The 21,069-nt window shown below is 65.6% G+C and carries 18 protein-coding genes; 12 read left to right on the top strand and 6 right to left on the bottom strand.

Annotation, left to right across the window (positions count from 1 at the left end):
- Positions 1-24: 24 nt before the first annotated feature.
- Both LFT46_RS10725 and holA read left to right on the top strand, forming a co-directional pair.
- Positions 25-1,923 carry a ComEC/Rec2 family competence protein gene (locus LFT46_RS10725; RefSeq protein WP_236822025.1) on the top strand — a complete coding sequence of 633 codons (1,899 nt, stop codon included), beginning with the start codon at positions 25-27 and terminating at the stop codon, positions 1,921-1,923.
- Positions 1,857-2,873, top strand: a complete 1,017-nt coding sequence (gene holA / locus LFT46_RS10720) for a DNA polymerase III subunit delta (protein ID WP_236819556.1) — start codon at positions 1,857-1,859, stop codon at positions 2,871-2,873. The genes LFT46_RS10725 and holA overlap by 67 nt, the downstream gene beginning before the upstream one ends.
- A 174-nt stretch (positions 2,874-3,047) precedes the next feature.
- Here holA and rpsT read toward each other — a convergent pair whose 3' ends face one another.
- Both rpsT and LFT46_RS10710 read right to left on the bottom strand, forming a co-directional pair.
- Positions 3,048-3,308: a 30S ribosomal protein S20 gene (rpsT, locus tag LFT46_RS10715; protein WP_018761400.1), complete on the bottom strand. Its 261-nt coding sequence runs from the start codon at positions 3,306-3,308 to the stop codon at positions 3,048-3,050.
- A 169-nt stretch (positions 3,309-3,477) separates the two neighbouring features.
- Entirely contained in the window at positions 3,478-4,032 is a 555-nt protein-coding gene (locus tag LFT46_RS10710; RefSeq protein WP_236819554.1) for a type II toxin-antitoxin system PemK/MazF family toxin, read from the bottom strand.
- 175 nt (positions 4,033-4,207) lie between these two features.
- On the opposite strand from LFT46_RS10710, the gene lepA reads away from it, so the two are divergent.
- Both lepA and hemW read left to right on the top strand, forming a co-directional pair.
- Positions 4,208-6,064 carry a translation elongation factor 4 gene (lepA, locus tag LFT46_RS10705; RefSeq protein WP_236798435.1) on the top strand — a complete coding sequence of 619 codons (1,857 nt, stop codon included), beginning with the start codon at positions 4,208-4,210 and terminating at the stop codon, positions 6,062-6,064.
- A 25-nt stretch (positions 6,065-6,089) separates the two neighbouring features.
- Positions 6,090-7,319: a radical SAM family heme chaperone HemW gene (hemW, locus tag LFT46_RS10700; RefSeq protein ID WP_236819552.1), complete on the top strand. Its 1,230-nt coding sequence runs from the start codon at positions 6,090-6,092 to the stop codon at positions 7,317-7,319.
- Between the two features lie 224 nt (positions 7,320-7,543).
- On the opposite strand, the gene LFT46_RS10695 is transcribed toward hemW, so the two are convergent.
- Complete coding sequence (locus tag LFT46_RS10695) at positions 7,544-7,954, bottom strand: DUF4870 domain-containing protein (protein ID WP_056336732.1); 411 nt, start codon at positions 7,952-7,954, stop codon at positions 7,544-7,546.
- 76 nt (positions 7,955-8,030) lie between these two features.
- Positions 8,031-8,879, bottom strand: a complete 849-nt coding sequence (locus LFT46_RS10690; RefSeq protein WP_236819550.1) for a DUF3097 domain-containing protein — start codon at positions 8,877-8,879, stop codon at positions 8,031-8,033.
- A 173-nt stretch (positions 8,880-9,052) separates the two neighbouring features.
- Between LFT46_RS10690 and hrcA the strand changes: the two genes are divergently transcribed.
- The 3 genes from hrcA to LFT46_RS10675 all read left to right on the top strand — a co-directional run bounded on the left by hrcA (position 9,053) and on the right by LFT46_RS10675 (position 12,062).
- Positions 9,053-10,066: a heat-inducible transcriptional repressor HrcA gene (gene hrcA, locus LFT46_RS10685; protein WP_236819543.1), complete on the top strand. Its 1,014-nt coding sequence runs from the start codon at positions 9,053-9,055 to the stop codon at positions 10,064-10,066.
- Between the two features lie 86 nt (positions 10,067-10,152).
- The gene (gene dnaJ / locus LFT46_RS10680) at positions 10,153-11,280 is read left to right on the top strand and encodes a molecular chaperone DnaJ (RefSeq protein ID WP_236819541.1); all 1,128 of its coding nucleotides are present in this window, start codon (positions 10,153-10,155) and stop codon (positions 11,278-11,280) included.
- A 2-nt stretch (positions 11,281-11,282) separates the two neighbouring features.
- On the top strand, positions 11,283-12,062 hold the full coding sequence (locus tag LFT46_RS10675; protein WP_236819539.1) for a 16S rRNA (uracil(1498)-N(3))-methyltransferase: 780 nt from the start codon (positions 11,283-11,285) through the stop codon (positions 12,060-12,062).
- On the opposite strand, the gene LFT46_RS10670 is transcribed toward LFT46_RS10675, so the two are convergent.
- On the bottom strand, positions 12,049-13,005 hold the full coding sequence (locus LFT46_RS10670; RefSeq protein WP_236819537.1) for a GerMN domain-containing protein: 957 nt from the start codon (positions 13,003-13,005) through the stop codon (positions 12,049-12,051). The two genes, LFT46_RS10675 and LFT46_RS10670, sit on opposite strands and share 14 nt — an antisense overlap.
- A gap of 368 nt (positions 13,006-13,373) precedes the next feature.
- Here LFT46_RS10670 and LFT46_RS10665 point away from each other — a divergent pair, with 368 nt between their 5' ends.
- The 5 genes from LFT46_RS10665 to LFT46_RS10645 all read left to right on the top strand — a co-directional run bounded on the left by LFT46_RS10665 (position 13,374) and on the right by LFT46_RS10645 (position 18,892).
- Entirely contained in the window at positions 13,374-14,462 is a 1,089-nt protein-coding gene (locus LFT46_RS10665; protein ID WP_236798428.1) for a PhoH family protein, read from the top strand.
- Entirely contained in the window at positions 14,459-14,932 is a 474-nt protein-coding gene (ybeY, locus tag LFT46_RS10660; protein WP_236798427.1) for an rRNA maturation RNase YbeY, read from the top strand. The genes LFT46_RS10665 and ybeY overlap by 4 nt, the downstream gene beginning before the upstream one ends.
- Positions 14,929-16,260: a hemolysin family protein gene (locus tag LFT46_RS10655; protein ID WP_236798426.1), complete on the top strand. Its 1,332-nt coding sequence runs from the start codon at positions 14,929-14,931 to the stop codon at positions 16,258-16,260. Before ybeY ends, LFT46_RS10655 begins: the two co-directional genes overlap by 4 nt.
- The gene (gene era, locus LFT46_RS10650; RefSeq protein WP_236798425.1) at positions 16,244-17,203 is read left to right on the top strand and encodes a GTPase Era; all 960 of its coding nucleotides are present in this window, start codon (positions 16,244-16,246) and stop codon (positions 17,201-17,203) included. The genes LFT46_RS10655 and era overlap by 17 nt, the downstream gene beginning before the upstream one ends.
- Before the next feature lie 96 nt (positions 17,204-17,299).
- Entirely contained in the window at positions 17,300-18,892 is a 1,593-nt protein-coding gene (locus tag LFT46_RS10645; RefSeq protein WP_236819535.1) for an LCP family protein, read from the top strand.
- A gap of 77 nt (positions 18,893-18,969) precedes the next feature.
- On the opposite strand, the gene LFT46_RS10640 is transcribed toward LFT46_RS10645, so the two are convergent.
- Positions 18,970-20,922, bottom strand: coding sequence for a M13 family metallopeptidase (locus LFT46_RS10640; protein ID WP_236819533.1), 1,953 nt, complete (start codon positions 20,920-20,922; stop codon positions 18,970-18,972).
- Positions 20,923-21,069 lie beyond the last annotated feature (147 nt).

The raw sequence follows: 21,069 nt of genomic DNA, 5'->3' as shown, positions 1-21,069 counted from the left end.
TTCATTGAGTCGGCCGTGCAGGACATGGACGCAGTGCCGGCCGCCCGGGAGACAACGCCGACATCCGGCCTGGACCGGGTGCGCGCACGGATTGTCGACGCCCGCAAGGCCCAGGAAGAAGCCGACTCAAGTCCTGGCCAGCTGCAGAAGCGCACTGACGTCCGGCTTGCCCTGCCGGCAGCGTCGGTGTGGGCTGCCTCGGTGGCGGGGCTTTGGCTGCCGCCCACGGAGTTGGCCGCCCTCTGCTGCGCCCTGGTGGCGCTCGGCGGCGCGTTCCTGGCCATTGCAGCCAGGGGCGGACGGAAACGCAGAGCGCATGGTGGCACCGGGCCTGCTGCAGTTCCCACCTTCCGCAGGGCGCGGGGACGCAGCTATCGGGCGGCAGCGGGCGTCTCTTTGATATTGGCTGCTGCTGCCGCAGCACACTCGGCAACAGCGTCCAGCCAACGGTCCGATGGGCCGCTCGCGGAAGCGGTTGCGGCCGGGAAATCGGCCGTTGCCGTGGTCGAGGTGGCAGGAAGTCCGCGCGCCATCGGTGGTCGGGGAAGAACGGGGGAATGGTGGTCGGTGCCGGTGTTGACCCGTGAAGTGACGACGAGCGGTGTTCTGGTCCGGATACGGGCCCGGTTGGTCGTCATGGGCGGACAAGGCTGGGGGAATGTCGTTCCCGGGCAGACCCTGCGGGCAACCGGCAAGCTGCGGCCCGCAGAGCCCGGTGGCCAAGAAGCGGGGAACCTCAACGCCTCGACAGGCCCTGGTAACCCTTCAGGCAGCTCGCTGTCGGATAACGGTTCCTTGTTGGAGGCGGGAGCGAGGGACCTGCGCGGGCGTTTTGTTGCCGCCTCCGCGTTCCTGCCACCCGACGCCCGCGGACTGCTTCCGGGAATGGTCACCGGCGACACCAGTGCATTGGACGAGGGCTTGGGCAACGCGATGAAGGCCGTGGGCATGACCCACCTGACAGCTGTCAGCGGCGCAAACTGCAGCCTTGTCCTGGGCGCGCTGCTGGTGATGTGCCGTCGTATCCGGCTGCCCCGCGCTCCTGCTGCTGGAGCCGCCCTCGCCGGCCTGGCCCTGTTCGTTGTCCTCGTGGGACCTGATGCGAGCGTCCTGCGCGCGGCGCTGATGGGTGCCATTGGTGTCGCGTCCCTGGCGGGCGGCCGCTCGGGACGGGGCCTGAGCTTCCTGTGCCTTGCTGTTATCGGGCTCCTGCTGTCGGACCCGGAGCTGGGCTCGAGTTTCGGATTCCTGCTGTCCGTCCTGGCCACGCTGGGCATCATCCTCCTGGGACGGCGGATCGTTGGGTGGATTCCCGCGGCAGTGCCGCGGTGGGTGGCCGCGGCAGTTGCAGTTCCGTTATCGGCGCAGTTGCTGTGTGGGCCAGTGATCGTCCTCCTGCAGCCGCAGTTTGCAACCTATTCCCTGCTGGCCAACGTGGCCGCCTCACCTCTTGTTGCTCCCGTGACGCTGCTGGGTACCGCTGCTGTACCCTTGGCGGTTCTATTGCCGTGGGTGGCCACGGGGCTGATAGCAGTGGCAGGGATGTTCAGCGCCGGAGTAGGCGGCATCGCCCGGTGCGCGGCTCAATTGCCGGGGTCAGCCCTTCCCTGGCCGGAGGGGATACCTGGACTGTTGTCCATGGTGTTGTTGTCGGTGGTGACACTCGCCGCCGTATGTGCGGCGGCCCGGCCCTTGCAGGTCGTCCGCAAAGTTCAGAAAGCGCACGCCGCCACTGTGGTGCTGATCGGGCTGGTGGAACTGCGGCTGGAACAGTTCTGCCGCGCCTGCGGCTTGGACCGGGGGCACAGACATGGCAGGCTGGGATACTGCTATAACACCTCCGGAAGGGACCTTCGATGGCCGCTGCGCAAAAGCGAGCAACCCGCTCCCCGGCATCGAACGCGGCCTCCTGGCGGGACGTAACTCCGGACAGGATCGTCCTGGTGAGCGGGCCGGAGGAGTACCTGGGCATCAGGGCCATGGACAGGATACGTTCGCAGATACGGGCAGCTGCACCGGACGTTGAATTGAGCCGCATGAACGCTGCCGGCTATGAAACCGGCGCCCTCACCATGCAGGTGAGTCCCTCGCTTTTCGGTGAAAACAAGCTCATCGAAGTGGAAGCAGTGGAGGGCATGAACGACGCCTTCCTCGCGGATGCCCTCGCTTACCTCCAACATCCGGAGGAGGACGCTGTCGTCGTGCTCCGGCATGCCGGGGGAGCGCGCGGCAAGAAGCTCCTCGACGCCATCAGGAAGGGCGGCTGGCCGGTGGTGGATTGCCAGCCGCTAAAGAAAGATGCGGACAAGGTCCAATTTGTGGTCGCGGAGTTCAAGGCAGCTGGCCGGCGGATCAACCAGGATGCGGTACAGGCGTTGGTGAACGCCGTGGGTGCAGACTTGTCGGAACTTGCCGCCGCCTGCGCACAACTGATCGCGGATGCGGGCAGCACCGTCACCGCGGAAACCGTGGACAAGTACTACGGTGGCCGGGTCGAAGCCACCGCTTTCAAGGTGGCCGATGCGGCAATGGCGGGAAACGCGCCGGTGGCACTGTCCACTCTCCGCCATGCCCTCGCTACCGGCGCAGACCCGGTGCCCCTGGTGGCAGCCCTGGCATCCAAGCTGAGGACGGTGGCCCGGGTGGCAGGTGCCTCTGGATCATCAGCGCAGATTGCCGCGGACCTGGGAATGCAGCCCTGGCTGGTCGAGCAGGCGCAGCGGGATGTCCGGCGCTGGACGCCCGAGGGCCTGGTGCGCGCCATCCAGGCCACGGCGGAGGCTGACGCGCAGGTCAAGGGCCTCTCCCGGGACCCGGTCTACGCGGTGGAGCATGCCGTGACCGTGATTGCCATGTCCGTCCAGGGCAGGTAGCGCCGGCACGGCATCAGCTCCTGCCGCCTTATGGCCTCACGCAGCAGACGAATAAGGCGTTTCAGGTAACCGTCGACGGCGGGCTGCCGCGGCTCCCGAAGAAGACGCGTTAAAGGCGTGTGGCCGGCACCCGAGGGTACCGGCCACACCATCAGTTCGTGGGAACTGGAAACCTTAGAGTGCGTTGACCTTCTTGGAGATCGCCGACTTGCGGTTCGCTGCGTTGTTCTTGTGCAGAACACCCTTGCTGACAGCCTTGTCCAGCTTACGGCTGGCAGAAACGAGCGCAGTAGTAGCAGCTTCCTTGTCAGCGGACTCAACAGCGGTGTTGACGGCGCGGATGGCCGTCTTCAGCTCGGACTTGACTGCGTTGTTGCGCAGGCGGGCCTTTTCGTTGGTCAGGATGCGCTTCTTCTGGGACTTGATATTCGCCACGTGTGAACTCTCTTTGTAATGCGGAAATGGTCTAGAGGGCTTTCAAGCTGGCCTTGACTGAGCGGCGTGGGGATACCTATGGCGGCCAGCTATCAGTGACCGTCGACCTGCACGGACACACAGCAATAAAGAATAGCAGGTCAGCGGTGCCACTGGCCATTTGCGCCGGTCAGCTCCATCCGTGTCGCCTGCGGAGCCCGGCCGCCACTTTTTCGAAGCGCGCCCTGTCCAGTACCGCGCCTTCACGCCGGATGCCGTCGGGTCGGATCTGGAGGATGCGGTCCAGCCGCACCTCGCTCGCCCGGCCCTGCCTGTCCCAGCCGCCGGCCCCAAGGTCCACGTACTCGGCCGATGTGGAACCCGCGGGCACCCTGTCCCTGCTGGTGAGCATCAGTCCCAGGAGGTAGGGGCCGTGATGCCCCACCAAGAGGACCGGGCGGTCCTTCCCCTTGCCGTGGTCCTCTTCATAGGGGACCCAAGCCCACACCACTTCACCCGGATCCGGGTCGCCGTCCGGCTGCGGGGCGTAGCGGATGTCCGCGCGGCCGCGGAAGTCACCGGGGTAGGCGCCCGCCGCTGCGGTGGCGCTGTCGGGCGCGGGACGCCCGCCGCCGGCGCTCTTGGGCGGCAGCCTGCCTGGGACCGGTGGAAGGGACGATCGGTTCTGCAGCAGGCGCAGTCCGCGGCGGACGGCGTTTCCCAGGGAGCGGAGATCAATGGCCATCCCGACAGCTTATCGGCGGGGTTGCGCTCCGGAAGCGCACCGGTAGAAGGCGGTCAGGATGCGGTGGCGGGGTCCCGGACGTGGGACACTGGAGGTTCAAGATGTGCGGCTGGTCCGCGGGCGCCTTTCGCGTGCCGCCGGATGGCTGCAGAAAAGCCAACAGTAAGGACCCTGCGTGTCTCCCATGGCCCGCACCGCACCGGTGCCCGCCGCGACAGATCCGGCAATCATTCGGAACTTTTGCATCATCGCGCATATTGACCACGGAAAGTCCACCCTGGCTGACCGTATGCTGCAGTCCACCGGGGTGGTACAGGCGCGCGACATGAAGGCTCAGTACCTGGACCGCATGGACATTGAGCGTGAACGCGGCATCACCATCAAGTCCCAGGCTGTCCGCATGCCGTGGGAGGTGGATGGTGTCAGTTACGCGCTGAACATGATCGACACCCCGGGCCACGTGGACTTCACCTACGAGGTGTCCAGGTCCCTGGCCGCATGCGAGGGCGCAATCCTGCTGGTGGACGCGGCCCAGGGCATTGAGGCCCAGACGCTGGCCAACCTGTACCTGGCCATGGAGAACAACCTCACCATCATTCCGGTGCTTAACAAGATTGACCTTCCCGCGGCGCAGCCCGAAAAGTACGCAGCTGAGCTGGCCAACCTGATCGGCGGCGACCCGGAGGATGTCCTGCGCGTGTCCGGCAAGACCGGTGTGGGCGTGGAAGCCCTCCTGGACAAGATTGTCAGGGACCTTCCGGCGCCGGAGGGTGACCCCGATGGTCCGGCCCGTGCCATGATCTTCGACTCTGTCTACGACACCTACCGCGGCGTGGTGACCTACGTCCGCGTGGTGGACGGCATGCTCCACCCGCGGGAACGCATCCAGATGATGTCCACCAGGGCCTCGCACGAGCTCCTGGAAATCGGCGTCAGCTCACCCGAACCCACACCTTCCAAGGGCCTGGGCGTCGGTGAAGTGGGCTACCTGATCACCGGCGTGAAGGACGTCCGGCAGTCCAAGGTGGGCGATACTGTCACCAACTTGGCCAAGCCGGCAGCCCAGTCGCTGCCCGGCTACGCCGATGCCAAGCCCATGGTGTTCTCCGGCCTGTACCCGCTGGACGGCGCCGACTACCCGGTCCTCCGTGACGCCCTCGAAAAGCTCATGCTCAACGACGCGGCGCTGGTGTACGAACCGGAGACCTCGGCTGCGCTGGGCTTTGGTTTCCGGGTGGGCTTCCTGGGTCTCCTGCACCTCGAGATCACCCGCGAACGCCTGGAGCGCGAATACAACCTCGACCTCATCTCCACTGCGCCTAACGTGGAATACGAGGTGACCCTGGAGGACAAGAAGGTGGTCCGCGTGACCAACCCCAGCGAGTACCCCACCGGCAAGATCGCGGAAGTACGCGAACCCATGGTCTCCGCCACCATCCTGGCCCCCAACGAATTCGTCGGCGCCATCATGGAACTGTGTCAGTCACGCCGCGGCGTCATGGGCGGCATGGACTACCTCTCCGAGGACCGGGTGGAAATCCGCTACCGCCTGCCGCTGGCGGAAATCGTCTTCGACTTCTTTGACATCCTGAAGTCGAAGACCCGCGGCTACGGCTCCCTGGACTGGAAAGCCGACGGCGAGCAGGTTGCCGACCTGGTCAAGGTGGACATCATGCTCCAGGGTGAGCAGGTGGACGCCTTCAGTGCCATTACCCACCGGGACAAGGCATACGCCTACGGCGTGATGATGACCGGCAAGCTCCGCGAACTCATCCCTCGGCAGCAGTTCGAGGTGCCCATCCAGGCGGCCATCGGTTCCAGGATCATCGCCCGTGAAAGCATCCGGGCCATCCGCAAGGACGTACTGGCGAAATGCTACGGCGGTGACATCTCACGTAAGCGCAAGCTGCTGGAAAAGCAAAAAGAAGGCAAGAAGCGCATGAAGATGGTGGGCACGGTGGAAGTGCCGCAGGAGGCCTTCATCGCCGCCCTCACCACGGACGAATCGAAGGACAAGGCAAAGAAGAAGTGACCACTGCGCAGTGGGGGACGCCCTGATGCCCAGCGTCCTTCCCCTCGGCGACCCGGCGCCGTCGGACGGTCTGCTGCCTGCACAGGCAGCGGACGGTGCGGCGGGCCGGGCTTTCGGCCTGTACGTCCACATTCCCTTTTGCGCCGTGCGCTGCGGATACTGCGACTTCAACACCTACACCGCCACGGAGCTCGGCGGCGGCGCATCCCAGGATGCATATGCCCAAACGGCGGTGTCGGAAGTGGCATTGGCGGCCAAGGTGCTGGCGGGCTCGGGCATGCCGGAGCGGAAGCTCAGCACGGTCTTTTTCGGCGGCGGCACGCCCACGCTGCTTCCCGCTGAAGACCTTGCGGCGATCCTGCGCGCTGCCATCGATCAGTGGGGCATCGAGGACGGCGCCGAGGTCACCACGGAAGCCAACCCGGACTCCGTTACCCCTGAATCCCTGGCCGTCCTCAAGGAAGCCGGCTTCACCCGCGTGTCCTTTGGCATGCAGTCCGCCGTTCCGCACGTCCTCAAGGTCCTTGACCGCACCCACACGCCGAGCCGGGTTCCGCAGGTGGTGCAGTGGGCAAGGGAAGCCGGCCTGGCTGTCAGCCTGGACCTGATTTACGGCACGCCGGGGGAGTCGCTGGCCGACTGGCGGCACTCACTGGAGACCGCCCTGTCGTACCAGCCGGACCACATCAGCGCCTACGCGCTGATCGTTGAGGAGGGTACCAAGCTGGCAGCCCAGATGCGGCGCGGTGAGGTCCCGGGAATTGACGACGACGACCACGCCGACAAGTACGAGCTCGCCGACCAGTTGATCACCGAAGCAGGGCTTGGCTGGTATGAGGTCAGCAATTGGGCGCGCACTCCGGAGCAGGCGTGCCGGCACAACCTCGCATACTGGCGGGGCGACGACTGGTGGGGGATCGGGCCGGGCGCCCACTCCCACATGGGCGGGGTCCGCTGGTGGAACGTCAAGCACCCGTCCGCCTATGCCAACCGGCTGTCGCAGGGGCTGTCGCCGGCTGCCGGCAGGGAGACCCTGGATGCGGAAACCAGGCACCTGGAAAAGGTGATGCTCGAGGCGCGCCTGCAGTCAGGGCTTGAGGTGTCAACGCTCAGCGCCGCCGGGCGGCACGAGGTGGCCGGGCTGATCGCGGGCGGCCTGGTGGAGCCTGCTGCTGCTTTCCGCGGACGCCTGGTGCTGACCCTCAAGGGCAGGCTGCTGGCAGACGCAGTGGTCCGCCGCATCCTCCCTGACTAATCTCAGGGAGCCGCTGGGTGCGCCCCACAGCTTGCGAGGGCAGGGAGCCGCTGGGTGGGCCCACGCCCGTAGGGTTCCCTGGCCGAGCTTGCGAGGCTAGGACCGGTGGGTGGGCACACGCCCGTAGGGTTCCCTGGCCGAGCTTGCGAGGCTAGACCGCTGGGTCGGCCCACGCCCGTAGGGTTCCCTGGCCGAGCTTGCGAGGCTAGGGCAACGGGCGGGGACTATTTGATCCAGCGCAGGTTGTACTGGTAGCGGTGCGGCTGGCCACGGTTGACGTGGATACCTGCGGCTACGGAGAAGCAGGTGAGGGCCACCCAGATCAGTGTGGCGATGACCGCGAAGATGTTTCCCACATAGGGGATGAAGACCAGGATGTTGGCCAGCACCGCGGCGATGGTGGGCGGCAGGCTGAAGTTCAGCGCTTCCTTGGATTCCTGCGCGGTGAACGGCCCGCGGTCGCGGAAGATCAGGTAGATCAGCAGCGAGGGGATGCACCCCAGGATCCCGCCGAAGTGCGCCAGCGTGGCCCACTGGCGGTCCTCGCTGGCCGTAAGCGGCAGGGCGTTGGCGGGTACGCCATGGTACTCGGAGCGGCCCTGGCCGTCCCTGTGATCACGTGCGTTTTCTGCCACAGTCTGTGTCCTTCTGAGGTGCAAGTTAGTGCTGACTACTACCAAGAATACTGGCTTTAGGGCCGGCGCCCGCCGCTCAGGGCACGGTAAGGAAATCGATGACTTCCTCAACCCGGCCCAGCAGGGACGCTTCGAGGTCCGCGTACGTGCGTACGGCGCCCAGTAATTTCTGCCATCCGAGGCCGATGTCTTCCTTCGTGCTGTGGGGCCAGCCGAACGCTTTGAGGATCCCGGTCTTCCAGTCCTGCCCGCGTGGGATGGCGGGCCATTTTTCGATGCCCAGGACTGAAGGCCGGATTGCCTGCCAGACGTCCACGTACGGGTGGCCGACGATCAGGACGTTGCCGGCCGCGCCGGGGGACGCCATGACGGCGTCGGCGATCCGGGATTCCTTGGAATCGGGAACCAGGTGGTCCACCAGTACGCCGAGGCGGCGGCCAGGGCCCGGCTTGAAGTCCGCCACGGCTGCGGCCAGGTCGTCGATGCCGTGGAGGGGCTCGACGACGATGCCCTCCACGCGCAGGTCGTCTCCCCAGACCTTTTCCACCAGTTCGGCGTCGTGCTTGCCTTCCACCCAGATCCGGCTTGCCTTTGCGACCTGGGCGCGTTGGCCTGGGACGCGCACTGAACCGGAGGCGGTCCGGCCGGCGGGAGGACCGGCGGCGGCCTTGGGCGCGGGCGGCATCAATCGGATGGGCTGGCCCTCGAGGAGGAAACCGAATCCGAGCTTGAAGGACCGGGACTTTCCGCGGCGGTCCTCCAATGCCACGACGTGCATTCCGCCGGACTTCTCTACGCGGGTGACAGCGCCCACCCAGCCGGACTGTACTTCCTCAAGAACCATGCCCCGCTCCACAGGGACCTCGGGCAGCTCCACCCGCTTGGGAGCGGAAATGCCCCGGGGGCCCCAGTTCTGGTAATCCATGGAATCAATCCGCCTAGCGCTAGCTCCTCAACCCGGGAATTTCGCCCGGAGCGGTACCAATGCTAACAACGGGCCGAGGCATAATAGACTGTTAGCACTTAGGCATGTCGAGTGCTAACCCTTGGGCGGCACCGGGCGGAGCGGGTGCCCCGGACCATGGATGGAGGTGGAGAGTGAGCGAGCCACGCAAACTGGAAGTACTGCGGGCCATCGTGGAGGATTACGTCCACTCCCGCGAGCCGGTTGGGTCCAAAGCCCTGGTGGAGCGGCATCATCTTGGCGTTTCCAGCGCCACCATCCGCAATGACATGGCCGCGCTGGAGGACGAGGGGCTGATCACAGCCCCCCATACCAGCGCCGGCCGGATCCCCACGGACAAGGGCTACCGGCTTTTTGTCGACCAGATCTCCGCCGTCAAGCCCCTGTCGGCTCCCGAACGCCGAGCCATCCAAACCCTCCTGGAGGGCGCGGACGACCTCGACGACGTGCTGGACCGCACCGTCCGGCTGCTGTCACAACTGACCAACCAGGTAGCCGTGGTCCAGTACCCGCACCTGAGCAGGGCACTTGTCCGCCACATCGAATTCGTGCTGCTGGCACCGCGGAAGGTCCTCGTGGTCCTCATCGCCAACAGCGGCAAGGTGGAGCAGCGCGTCATCGACGTCGGGCAGGACCTCGGAGACGAAGCGCTGGCCGAGCTGCGCACCCGCTTCCTTGCCGCCCTCGGGGGAACCCGGCTGAGCCACCTCGCCCAGGCACTTCCCGCCGTCGTGGCCGCTGCGCCCCAGCCGCAACGCCAGGCAGCCTACGCGCTTGCCCTCGGCCTGGAGGCGCTGGCCCAGAACAGCAGGGAAGACCGCATGGTCATGGCCGGCACCGCCAACCTGGCCAGGTCGAACGTTGATTTCCCCCTGAGCATTGGTCCGGTGCTGGAGGCGCTCGAGGAACAGGTGGTGATGCTGCGGCTGTTGAGCGAAATGGCCCAGGACCACCGCGGCGTTGCCGTCAGCATCGGACGGGAGAACCCCTATGACGGCCTAGCCGAGGCCTCCGTCGTGGCCACCGGCTATGGTCCGGACAGTGCAGCCAAGGTGGGAATCCTCGGACCCACCCGAATGGACTATCCCACCACCATGGCCGCCGTCAGGGCCGTAGCCCGCTACCTTTCCAGGATTTTGGGGCCCTGACTCCTGGCCGCCGGAGCCCGCTTCGGCTGTGGACAAGAGTCCTGGCGCCCGACTGAACGCAGTACAACAAGGAAGAGACACGAATTTTGAGCAGCCACTATGACGTCCTTGGAGTCTCACCCGAAGCTACGGGCGAAGAGATCAAAAAGGCCTACCGCAAGCTGGCCCGCACCCTTCACCCGGACGTTAACCCAGGTGCCGACGCTGCCGAGCGCTTCAAGGCGGTAACGCACGCCTACGAGGTCCTTTCCGACCCCCAGAAGCGCAGGATCTACGACACCACCGGCAACGAAAACGGCACGGACAACGGTTTCGGCGGCGCCGGTTACGCAGGCCAGGGGTTCGCGTTCCAGGACATCTTCGACACCTTCTTTGGCGCGGGCGGCACGTCTGGCCCGGCGTCCCGGGTCCGCCGCGGCCAGGACGCACTCATCAGTGTCCGGATCGACCTCCGCGACGCCGTCTTCGGAGTCAACAAGAAACTCGAGGTGGACACCGCAGTGGTCTGCCCCACCTGTGATGGATCCTGCTGCCGCCCGGGCACCCACCCGGAGCGCTGTGACATCTGCGGCGGCAGCGGCCAGGTCCAGCGGGCCGTCCGGTCCATCCTTGGCCAGGTCATGACGGCAGCTCCCTGCGGCACCTGCGAAGGTTTCGGTACGGTCATCAAGGACCCCTGCAATGAATGCAGCGGCCAGGGCCGCATCCGCAGCCGCCGGTCACTGACCATCAAGGTTCCTGCCGGCGTCGCCACCGGCACCCGCATCCAGCTTTCCGGGCAGGGCGAAGCCGGCCCGGCAGGTGGGCCCGCCGGCGACCTCTACGTGGAGATCCGCGTCAACAACGACCCCACGTACGTGCGCGAAGGCGATGACCTGCACGCCACCCTGCACATCCCCATGACCGCTGCGGCCCTGGGCACGGACGTCAGCCTGGAAACCTTCGACGGTACCCAGGAGATCGATGTCAAGCCCGGCACCCAGTCCGGCGAAATCATCACCCTGCGCGGCTTGGGCGTCACGCACCTGAGGGGCTATGGCCGCGGCGACCTGAAGGTCCATCTGCAGGTGGACACCCCCGCCAAGCTCGACTCCGCGCAGGAGGACCTGCTGCGCCAGCTTGCCAAGCTCCGCGGCGAGCAGATCACCGAAGGCAAGTTGGCTGCCAGCGGCGGCATGTTCGCCAAGCTCCGGGACCGGTTCGGGAACCTGTAGCGGTGAGCAACCCGGTCTTTTTCACCTCCACCGGTTCGCTGGACGCCATGTCGCCGGGCCGCATCTTTGTCCTCGAAGGGGCGGAGGCGCGCCATGCCGTCACCGTAAAGCGGCTGGCGCCGGGCGAGGCCGTGGACATTGTCGACGGCGCCGGCACCCGCATGACCGGAAGAGTCGTCTCGGCTGCACCCTCGGGCCTCGAGGTGGAGTGCGGCAGCCTGGCGGTGGAAGACAGGCCGGACGTGCGGCTGGTGCTGGTCCAGGCCCTGGCCAAGGGCGATCGCGACGAACTGGCCATTGAGACGGCCACCGAACTGGGCGTCGACGCGGTGGTTCCCTGGCAGTCCGAACGGTCCATCGTCCGCTGGAAGGGCGACCGTGCAGCGCGGGCTCACGCCAAGTGGGAGTCAACCGTGGCGGCGGCCGCCAAGCAGGCACGGCGTGCCTGGATCCCGGAAGTGCGCGCCGCCGTCGACACCACAGGGCTTGCCACCGCGGTGAACGCGGCGGACCTGGCGGTCATCCTGCATGAAGACGCCGTACGGCCGCTGCGTACCGTCCTTGAAGCGTGGCAGGGGAGTGCAGGCACCGGCTCCCGTGAAATCCTGCTGATCGTCGGCCCGGAGGGCGGCATCAGCCCGCGGGAAGTAACGAAACTCTGCGACAAAGGGGCTGTGACAGCCCTGTTGGGGCACCATGTCCTGCGGTCCTCCACAGCCGGGCCGGCCGCCGTCGTGCTTGCCAGCGACATTCTTGGCCGGTGGACCACTACCGGACTTTGAAGGTCCTGGTGTCCTCGTTCTTGTCCGGCTCCCCGCCGGAGCCGGCCTGCGCCACCCGGAGTTCGTAGTCGCCTGGCGGCAGGTTCAGGGCCAGCGTGAAGACGCCCGCCTGTCCCTGCTCCGTGCCGGCCGTGGTCTCCCCGTTCAGGAAGGGCGCTTTGCTGCCCCCGTCCCCGGCCCGAAGGAGCTGCCAGTGGAGCTTCGCGCCAGGTGACGTGCTGCGCCCTGTGACTTTTACGCTGCCGCCCGGCACCTCGGCGTTTTCCTGGGGGTCGATAATCCATACCGGCGCCACCAGGCCTGCCGCGCGCGTCATGAGCGCGCCCAGCTGGATCTTTCCGAACGCCACGTAGTCCGTGTGGCCGTCCACGAGGATCCGGACCCGGACTTGCTGGCCGGTGTCGATCAGGCCCGAACTGGCGGCCGCCGCGGTGGCCGTGTAAATCAACTGCTGGATGGCCCGTGCCGCCATGTCTGCATCGAGGTTGCTGTTAAAGGCGTCGGCCGAGACGTCGACGGTGATGACATCCTTGCCGGAAATGGACGTGGCCAGCTTGTCCGGGTTCTGCCAGGGCGTGAAGAAATCAGGGTCCAGGGGCTTTTCCGACATCATGGCGCGCAGTGCCCGGGTCACCGGGTTGTCCTGCTCCGGGACGTCCCGGAATTCGCGGTAAAGGAAGATGTTCCCCCCGCTGCGGCCAATCCAGTACACCGGGGCCTTGTTGGAGGACTGCGTGGTTTCCAGCGGGGCGCTTGTGGCCGGGCCGTCCGGCATAGTGCCCCCGGAGGCGGGGACCGATGCGCTGGTGCCTGTAGGTGAAGGCCCGCCCTCGGCCGTGCAGCCTGCCAGGGCCGGAACAAGCACCAAAATTCCTGCAAGGACGGCCGGGCACAGGCGGCCCTTGGGTCGTCCTGCCCTTTTGGGCACAGAGGTTTCCGGCACTGTCCTGCCCTTGTCCTTTCCTGGCGTGGCGGGCCGATCCCCCTGGCGGCCTGACGTCCCAGCAGATGCTGGATTTCCAGCATTGCACAGCGGTGCGCACGGTCAGCCGCTCTGTGCGTCCTTCCGGCGAACTGCAACTGGAACGATATATGGCCGATATGAAGTTGATATCTAAGCGCCCTGCTCGGGAACCTTTCACGGGTGGCGCGGCAGCTCCCATTCGGGCGGATATCCGCTCCATACCCGTGCTGGCGTAAGATAAAGGGATCGCTGGGCAGGGAGCACCGCGCGACGGGCACCGGCATCAGCCAAACGCAAAACAAGTGATGTCGATCTTCGAGGGGACCACGGGCCTGCGGGCCAACACCATGACTGAATCAGCAAATGGTAAGCGCCGGCTCAACACGGGCGAAGGCAGTCCGGGGGAATTTCCGCACTCAATGCCCGGCACCCGGACCGAAGTTGTCCTCTTTGAGAACACCGACCAGATGGTTCAGTCACTTGGCAGCCACGACGAGGCGCTGCGCTTTATCGAAGAGCAGTTTCCGGATGTCAATTTCCACGCTCGCGGCAATGAACTGTCGATCAGCGGCCCCGTCAGTGACGTGCCCCGGATCATGCGGCTGCTCCAGGAGGTCCGTGGCCTGGTGGCCAGGGGCACTGTCATCACGCCCGCAGTGCTGCAGCAGCTGGTGTCGCTCCTGCGCACCCAGTCCCTGCAGAATCCCGTGGACGTGCTCACCCACGACATCCTCTCCAGCCGCGGCAGGACCATCCGGCCCAAGACGCTCAACCAGAAGAACTACGTTGACGCCATCGACGCCAACACGGTGATCTTCGGCATCGGGCCCGCCGGCACCGGCAAGACGTACCTGGCCATGGCGAAAGCGGTCCAGGCGCTGCAGCAAAAAGAGGTCAGCAGGATCATCCTCACCCGCCCTGCGGTGGAGGCCGGGGAGCGGCTGGGATTCCTGCCCGGAACGCTCAGCGACAAAATCGACCCCTACCTCAGGCCGCTCTACGACGCCCTGCACGACATGATGGACCCCGAGTCCATCCCGCGTCTCATGGCCGCCGGCACCATCGAGGTGGCCCCTCTGGCGTACATGCGCGGGCGAACCCTCAATGACGCCTTCATCATCCTCGACGAGGCACAAAACACCACGCCGGAACAAATGAAGATGTTCCTCACCCGGCTTGGATTCGGATCCAAGATGGTGGTCACCGGAGACATCACCCAGGTGGACCTGCCCTTCGGAACGCGTTCCGGGCTGCGGATCGTCGAGGAAATCCTGCAGGGAATCGAGGGCGTTAGTTTCTCCGTCCTGGATGCCGCCGACGTTGTACGGCACCGGCTTGTGGGGGACATCGTCAACGCCTACAGCATCTGGGACGAAACCCAGCGGAACCGGGTCAAGCACTCAGCCAGCAGGGAAAAACGGGGGGAACACGCGTGAGCATCGAGGTCAACAACGAGTCCGGCATCCAGGTGGAGGAATCGGAGCTCGTGGCCCTGTCGCGGTACATCTTTGAACAGCTCTATATCCACCCGCAGGCCGAACTTTCCATCCTCTTGGTGGACGAACCCGCCATGGAGAAGCTGCACATCGAGCTGATGGACGAACCTGGCTCCACGGACGTGCTCTCGGTCCCCATGGACGAGCTGACCCCCGGGACCCCTGACCGGCCGACGCCCCAGGGCATGCTGGGCGACATCGCCATCTGCCCGCAGGTGGCCAAGGTCCAGGCCCGGAACGCCGGCCATTCGCTCCAGGACGAGATGCTGCTGCTGACCACGCACGGCATCCTGCACCTGCTGGGCTACGACCACGCCGAGCCGGAAGAGAAAGCGGAGATGTTCGGGCTCCAGCGCGAACTCCTGTCCGGCTTCACCGGCAAAGAAGCCCCCGCCGAGACAACCCAGTGACGCAACTGCTCCTGGTCGCGGTGGCACTGGTTTTCCTTGCCGTCGCGGCCGTGCTGACCGCGGCCGAGGCCGCCTTCAGTTTCCTTCCCCGCCACGACGCCGAAGAGGCACTGCACCGGAGCCGCGGCACTGCCATGCGGCGCATCCTTGCCGAACCCGTGGCCCACACCCGGGCCCTGCGGTTCTGGCGCGTCTGGTTCGAGATGGCCTCCGCCGTCGCCGTTGCGGTGCTGATCGCCAGCCTGCTGGACAACGTGTGGGTCGCCGGCCTGGTGGCGACCGGCATCATGGCGCTTCTGGGCTTCGTGATCGTGGGTGTTTCGCCCCGGCAGCTCGGCCGGCTGCATTCCACGGCTGTTGTCCGCTTCACCGCCCCGATGGTCCGGTTCCTCACCAGCGTGCTGGGACCGGTTCCGGGCTGGCTTGTTGCCATCGGGAGCTCGGCAGCCCCCGGAGCGCCCGGCGGCGACGATGCGTTTTTCAGCGAGCAGGAGTTCCGGGAGCTCGTGGACCGGGCCAGTGAATCCGACATGATCGAAGACACCGAGGCGGAGATGATCCAATCGGTATTCGACTTTGGCGACACCCTGGTGCGGGCTGTCATGGTCCCCAGGACGGACATCGTCAGCATCGACGCCGGCTCCAGCCTGCACCAGGCAATGTCCCTCTTCCTGCGCTCGGGCTACTCCCGCATCCCCGTCATCAACGAGAATACGGACCACATCCTTGGCATCATCTACCTCAAGGACGTGGCCGCGGTCATCCACCAACTGGCAGCCGGCCAGGAACCACCCCTGGTGGAGTCGCTGGCCCGCGAAGTCCGCTACGTGCCGGAGTCAAAGCCCGTCAGCGACCTCCTGCGCGAGTTGCAGAAGGAATCCACCCACGTGGCCATCGTCATCGACGAATACGGCGGTACTGCGGGGCTCGTGACCCTCGAGGACCTGATCGAGGAAATCGTGGGCGAGATCGTGGACGAATACGACACCGAGAGCGCGGAAGCCGTGGCACTGGACGACGGCTCCTACCGCGTGAGCGCCCGGATGGGCATCGATGATCTCGGCGAGCTGTTCGACCTGGAGATCGACGACGACGAAGTTGACACCGTGGGTGGCCTCCTCGCAAAGGCGCTTGGCCGCGTCCCGATCGTGGGCAGCAGCGTGGAGGTGCAGGGGGTGTCCCTGCGGGCGGAGCGGCTGGAGGGCCGGCGGAACCGGGTCAGCCACATCATTGCGGCGCCCGTACCAAGAGTAGAGACTGACCTTGAAGGCCTCCTGGAAGAGGCCGAAGCAACCCAGCAGGGAGTTCCACGTGAGCAAGAAAAATAAGGCCGAATTACCAAACGATTTTGGCGGCTTCCGCGCCGGGTTCGCGGTCCTGGTTGGCAGGCCCAACGCGGGCAAGTCCACCCTGACCAATGCCCTGGTGGGCAAGAAGGTGGCCATCACCTCCGCCAAACCGCAGACCACTCGGCACACCATCCGCGGCATCGTGCACCGTGACGACGCCCAGCTGATCCTCGTGGACACGCCGGGGCTGCACCGTCCCCGTACCCTCCTGGGAAAGCGCCTGAACGACCTTGTGGCAGACACGCTGGCCGAGGTGGACGCCATCGGTTTTTGCCTGCCGGCGAACGAAAAAATCGGTCCCGGTGACAAATTCATCGCAGCCCAGCTTGCCGCCGTCGGCCGCCAACCGGTGGTTGCCATAGTCACCAAGGCAGACCTCGTGGACAAGCAGGCATTGACTGAACAACTCCTTGCGGTTGCGGCCCTGGGGCGCGAAGTGATGGGGGAGGACGGCTGGAAGGACATTGTTCCGGTCTCCGCTGCTGACGGCTTCCAGGTGGAAACGGTCGCCGACGTCCTGATCAGCCACATGCCGCCGTCGCCGCCCCTCTATCCCGACGGCGAACTGACGGATGAGCCCGAAGCGGTCATGGTTGCCGAACTCATCCGCGAAGCTGCCCTGGAGGGGGTCCGTGACGAGCTTCCCCACTCCCTGGCCGTGGTGGTCGAGGAGATCGTCCCCAGGGAGGACCGGCCGGACGACAACCCCCTGCTGGACGTCCGCGTTAACCTCTACGTGGAGCGGCCATCCCAGAAGGCCATCATCATCGGCAAGGGTGGCAGCCGGCTGCGGGAAGTGGGAACCAACGCCCGCAAGGGGATCGAAGCCCTCCTGGGCACCCGGATCTACCTGGATCTTCACGTCAAGGTGGCCAAAGACTGGCAGCGCGACCCGAAACAACTGGTCAAACTGGGTTTCTGACCTACGATAAAGGCGTTCGGCGGAGGGCGCCGGCAAGTTCTCCACACTGGACCACTAAAATGGACCGGATTTCGTTTTTAGAGGAAGGTTCACCAGGTGGATCGAGGCCGCGATGGACGTGACAACGAGGCTGACCTGTCAGCCGTACCGGGACCGGTATCCCGGCACGCAAACGGCGGTGCCGTTGGTGCTGCCCGCCACCTGGGCCCCCTGCGCGGGATGCCGTTGTGGCTGAAAACCGTCACTGGCGTGGTGGCACTGGTCCTCGTGGGCGCGATCGCCTTCGGCGGGTTCTGGCTTTTCCGGCTCCAGAACAACATCTCCAAGGCGCCGCTGAACGCCGGCGGGGAGAACACCGAAGCTGCCGGTAACGATGCAACCGGCCGGCTCCAGATCCTGATTCTCGGTTCGGATACCCGCGACGGGAAGAACTCGGAGTACGGAACTTCCGACGATTCCACCGGCTACGGCAAGTCTGACGTCATGATGCTGATGGACATCTCCGAGGACAACAAGCGCGTCAACGTCATCAGCTTCCCGCGTGACCTGCTGGTGGACATCCCCGACTGCAAGGACAGGAAAACCGGCAAGGACTACCCTGCCCGCACAGGTGTGATGATCAACGAAGCCATGAGCGAGGCCGGCATCGGCTGCGCGGTGGACACCGTCAACAAGCTCACCGGCATGCAGGTGGACCACTTCATGATGGCCGACTTCAATGCCGTGAAGGAGCTGTCCAATGCAGTGGGCGGAGTTGACGTCTGCATCAGCGACGCCGTTTACGATCCCGACTCCCGGCTGCGCCTGCCCGCCGGAACATCGTCAGTGCAGGGTGAAATGGCGCTGGCGTTCCTCCGGACCCGCCACGCTTTTGCCGACGGCGGCGACCTGGGACGGATCAAGGCGCAGCAGGGCTTCCTGTCGTCACTGACCCGCAAGATCAAGGATGAGGGAACACTGTCCGACCCGGCAAAAATGCTAAAGATCGCCGACGTCGTTACCCGGAATTTGACCGTTGATGACGGGCTTGCTTCGGTTCCCACCCTCCTGACCATCGGCACCCGGCTCAAGGACATCGACATCAGCAAGGTGGCGTTCGTGGCGGTGCCCACCACGCCGGCGCCCGTTGATCCCAACCGGCTGGTCATCGCGGAGCCTGCCGGTGCGCAGCTGTTCTCTGCGTTGCGGAAGAACGTGGACCTCACCGATCCCAATGCGCCCGCTTCGCCGTCGCCCAGTGAGACGGCATCACCGTCTCCGACGCCGACTGAGACGGCTCCGCCGGTGCCGCCGTACAACAAGGGCATCCAGCCCGTCACTGTCGCCAACGGAAGCGGGGTCAGCGGCCGCGCGCAGGAAATTGTCCAGGCGTTGGTGGCAGGCGGCTTCACGCAGACCAGCCAGTTCCTCGCCCAGCCGGTGGCCAAGACAGCCGTGTATTACGGCAACGGCTTCGCCGATGTGGCGGCCGACGTCGCCGCCCTGCTGGGGATTCCGGCCACCCTCATGATTCCTGCCCCGGGGGTATCGGGCGTGCAGGTCTATGTGGGCAGCGACTTCACCAGCGGCACCACTTATGGAGGAGGAGCCAGCGGTGGGACGGCGCCGGCTTTGCCGCAGGACATCGTGAACCAGACTGCAGGAGACAAAGTCTGCCAGCAGGCCAACCCTGAGCTGATCGTGCGGTAACACCAGTGTCGCCGGCGGCAGGCCGCCGGCAAAAAATTTGGGCCCCGCCGCACAGGCGGGGCCCAATTTTAGTTTGGCTACCAGATGCTGACGCGCTCGGCGGCCGGCATCCACATGCCGTCCTCCTCGGTGACGTCGAACGCCTCGTGGAAGGAGTCCAGGTTCTTCGCAATCGCGTTGGTCCGGAACTCATTGGGGGAGTGGGGATCGGTGGCAAGCCGCCTGATCGCCTCTTCCTGCCGGATCACCTGGCGCCATCCCGCCGCCCAGGAGGCAAAGAAACGCTGCTGTCCGGTCAGCCCGTCCAAAACTTCGGCGTCATTGCCATCGAGGCTGATCTGGTAGGCCTTGTAGGCGATGGTCAGGCCTGCCAGATCGCCGATGTTCTCACCGAGCGTAAGCCGGCCGTTGACGTGGTGGCCCGGCGCGGCGGTGGGGGACAAAGCATCAAACTGTGCAACGAGCCGTGCTGTCAGGGCCTCGAAAGCCTGGCGGTCCTGGTCCGTCCACCAGTTGCGGAGGGCGCCGCCGCCGTCGAACTGTGATCCCTGGTCGTCAAAGCCGTGGCCAATCTCGTGACCGATGACGGCTCCGATACCGCCATAGTTGACGGCGTCGTCGGCGTCGGCGGTAAAGAACGGCGGCTGCAGGATGGCGGCGGGGAAGACAATCTCGTTCATCATCGGGTGGTAGTAGGCGTTGACCGTTTGCGGCGTCATCAGCCACTTGGTCCGGTCCACAGGCTTGCCCACCTCGTCCAGGTGCCGGTCGACGTCGGCATTGTGCGCCCGTTCCACGTTGCCGAGGAGGTCTTGGGGGTCGATCTCCACCGCGGAGTAGTCGATCCACTTGTCCGGGTAGCCGATCTTGGCCCGGAATGCCTCCAGCTTGCGCAGGGCCTCGGCCTTGGTGTCCTCACCCATCCAGTCCACCCCGGTGATGCTGCGCCGGTAGGCCTCGATGAGGTTTGCCACCAGGGTCTGCATCCGTGCCTTGTGGGTCTCGGGGAAGTGGCGTTCCACGTAGATCTGCCCCACGGCTTCACCCAGAGCAGCCTCGATGACGGCGACGCCCCGCTTCCACCGGTCCTTGTTGCGGGGCGTGCCGCTGATGGTGGTGCCGTAGAAGGCGAAGTTGGCGTCCACGAAGGCGGAGGACAGGTAGGGGGCGGCACCGCTGATGACCCGCATGGCCAGCCACTCCTGCCAGGTCGCCACGGGGACTTCGCCCAGGAGTGCGGCTGCGCCGGTGAAGAAGTCAGGGGTGCTCACTACGATTTCCGTACGCTTGGCCTGGTCGATTCCTGCAGCGTCGAACCAGGTGTCCAGGAACGGGAAGAGTTCGGTGGCTTCTTCAGCCGTCTTCAGGTTGTAGGTCTTCTGCGGATCACGCAGGGTGACGTTGTCCCAGTGGTGGGACGCCAGCTTTCGTTCCAGCTCAACGACCCGGGCTGCTGCGCCCTGCGGATCGGCCACCCCTGCGAGTTCGAACATCTGCTGCACATGCGCGGCGTAGGCGGAGACGATGGGAGCGAACTTCTCCTCCCGGTAATACGACTCGTCGGGCAGGCCCAGGCCGCCCTGGCCGGTGTACAGCAGGACCCGGTCCGGGTTGCCGGCGTCGGGGGCAGGGTAGATGTAGAACAACCCGCCCACGTCGGCGCGGAACAGCCGGCCGGCCAGTGCAATGAGGTCCGGCACAGCGCTGGTGGCGAACACCTCGGCCAGTCGTCCGCGGATGGGCTCCATGCCCTTGGCCTCAACAGCTGCTTCGTCCATGAAGCTGTTGTAGAGGTCGCCGATCTTCCGCTCGATACCGGTGGCGTCCGCCCCCTTTGCCGCGGCTTCCTCGATGATGTCCCGGACAGCGATCTCGGACCCGTCGCGGAGTGCGGTGAAAGTGCCCTCCAGCGGCCTGTCATCGGGAATCTCGGTTGATTTGAGCCAGGCTCCGTTGATGTGCTGGTAGAGGTCGTCCTGCGGCCGGACTGTGTGATCAATGGTGGACAGATCGATCCCCGAAATGGGCACTGCAACTCCTTTGCTGGGACGCCGTTGCCGGGCGGAAAACCGGAATGCGTCTGCATGCTGGACTTTACGGACGGTAGTGCCCTTTCATCTTACGCACCCGTGTTACCCTCAAAGTGTGCGTGCAGAGCTCCTTCTCCTTAGCTGCCG

The sequence above is a fragment of the Arthrobacter sp. FW306-07-I genome, from assembly GCF_021800405.1.
Lineage (GTDB): Bacteria > Actinomycetota > Actinomycetes > Actinomycetales > Micrococcaceae > Arthrobacter.
Note: the sequence above shows the minus strand (reverse complement) of the source record. Positions and strands in the feature narration are given on the sequence as shown.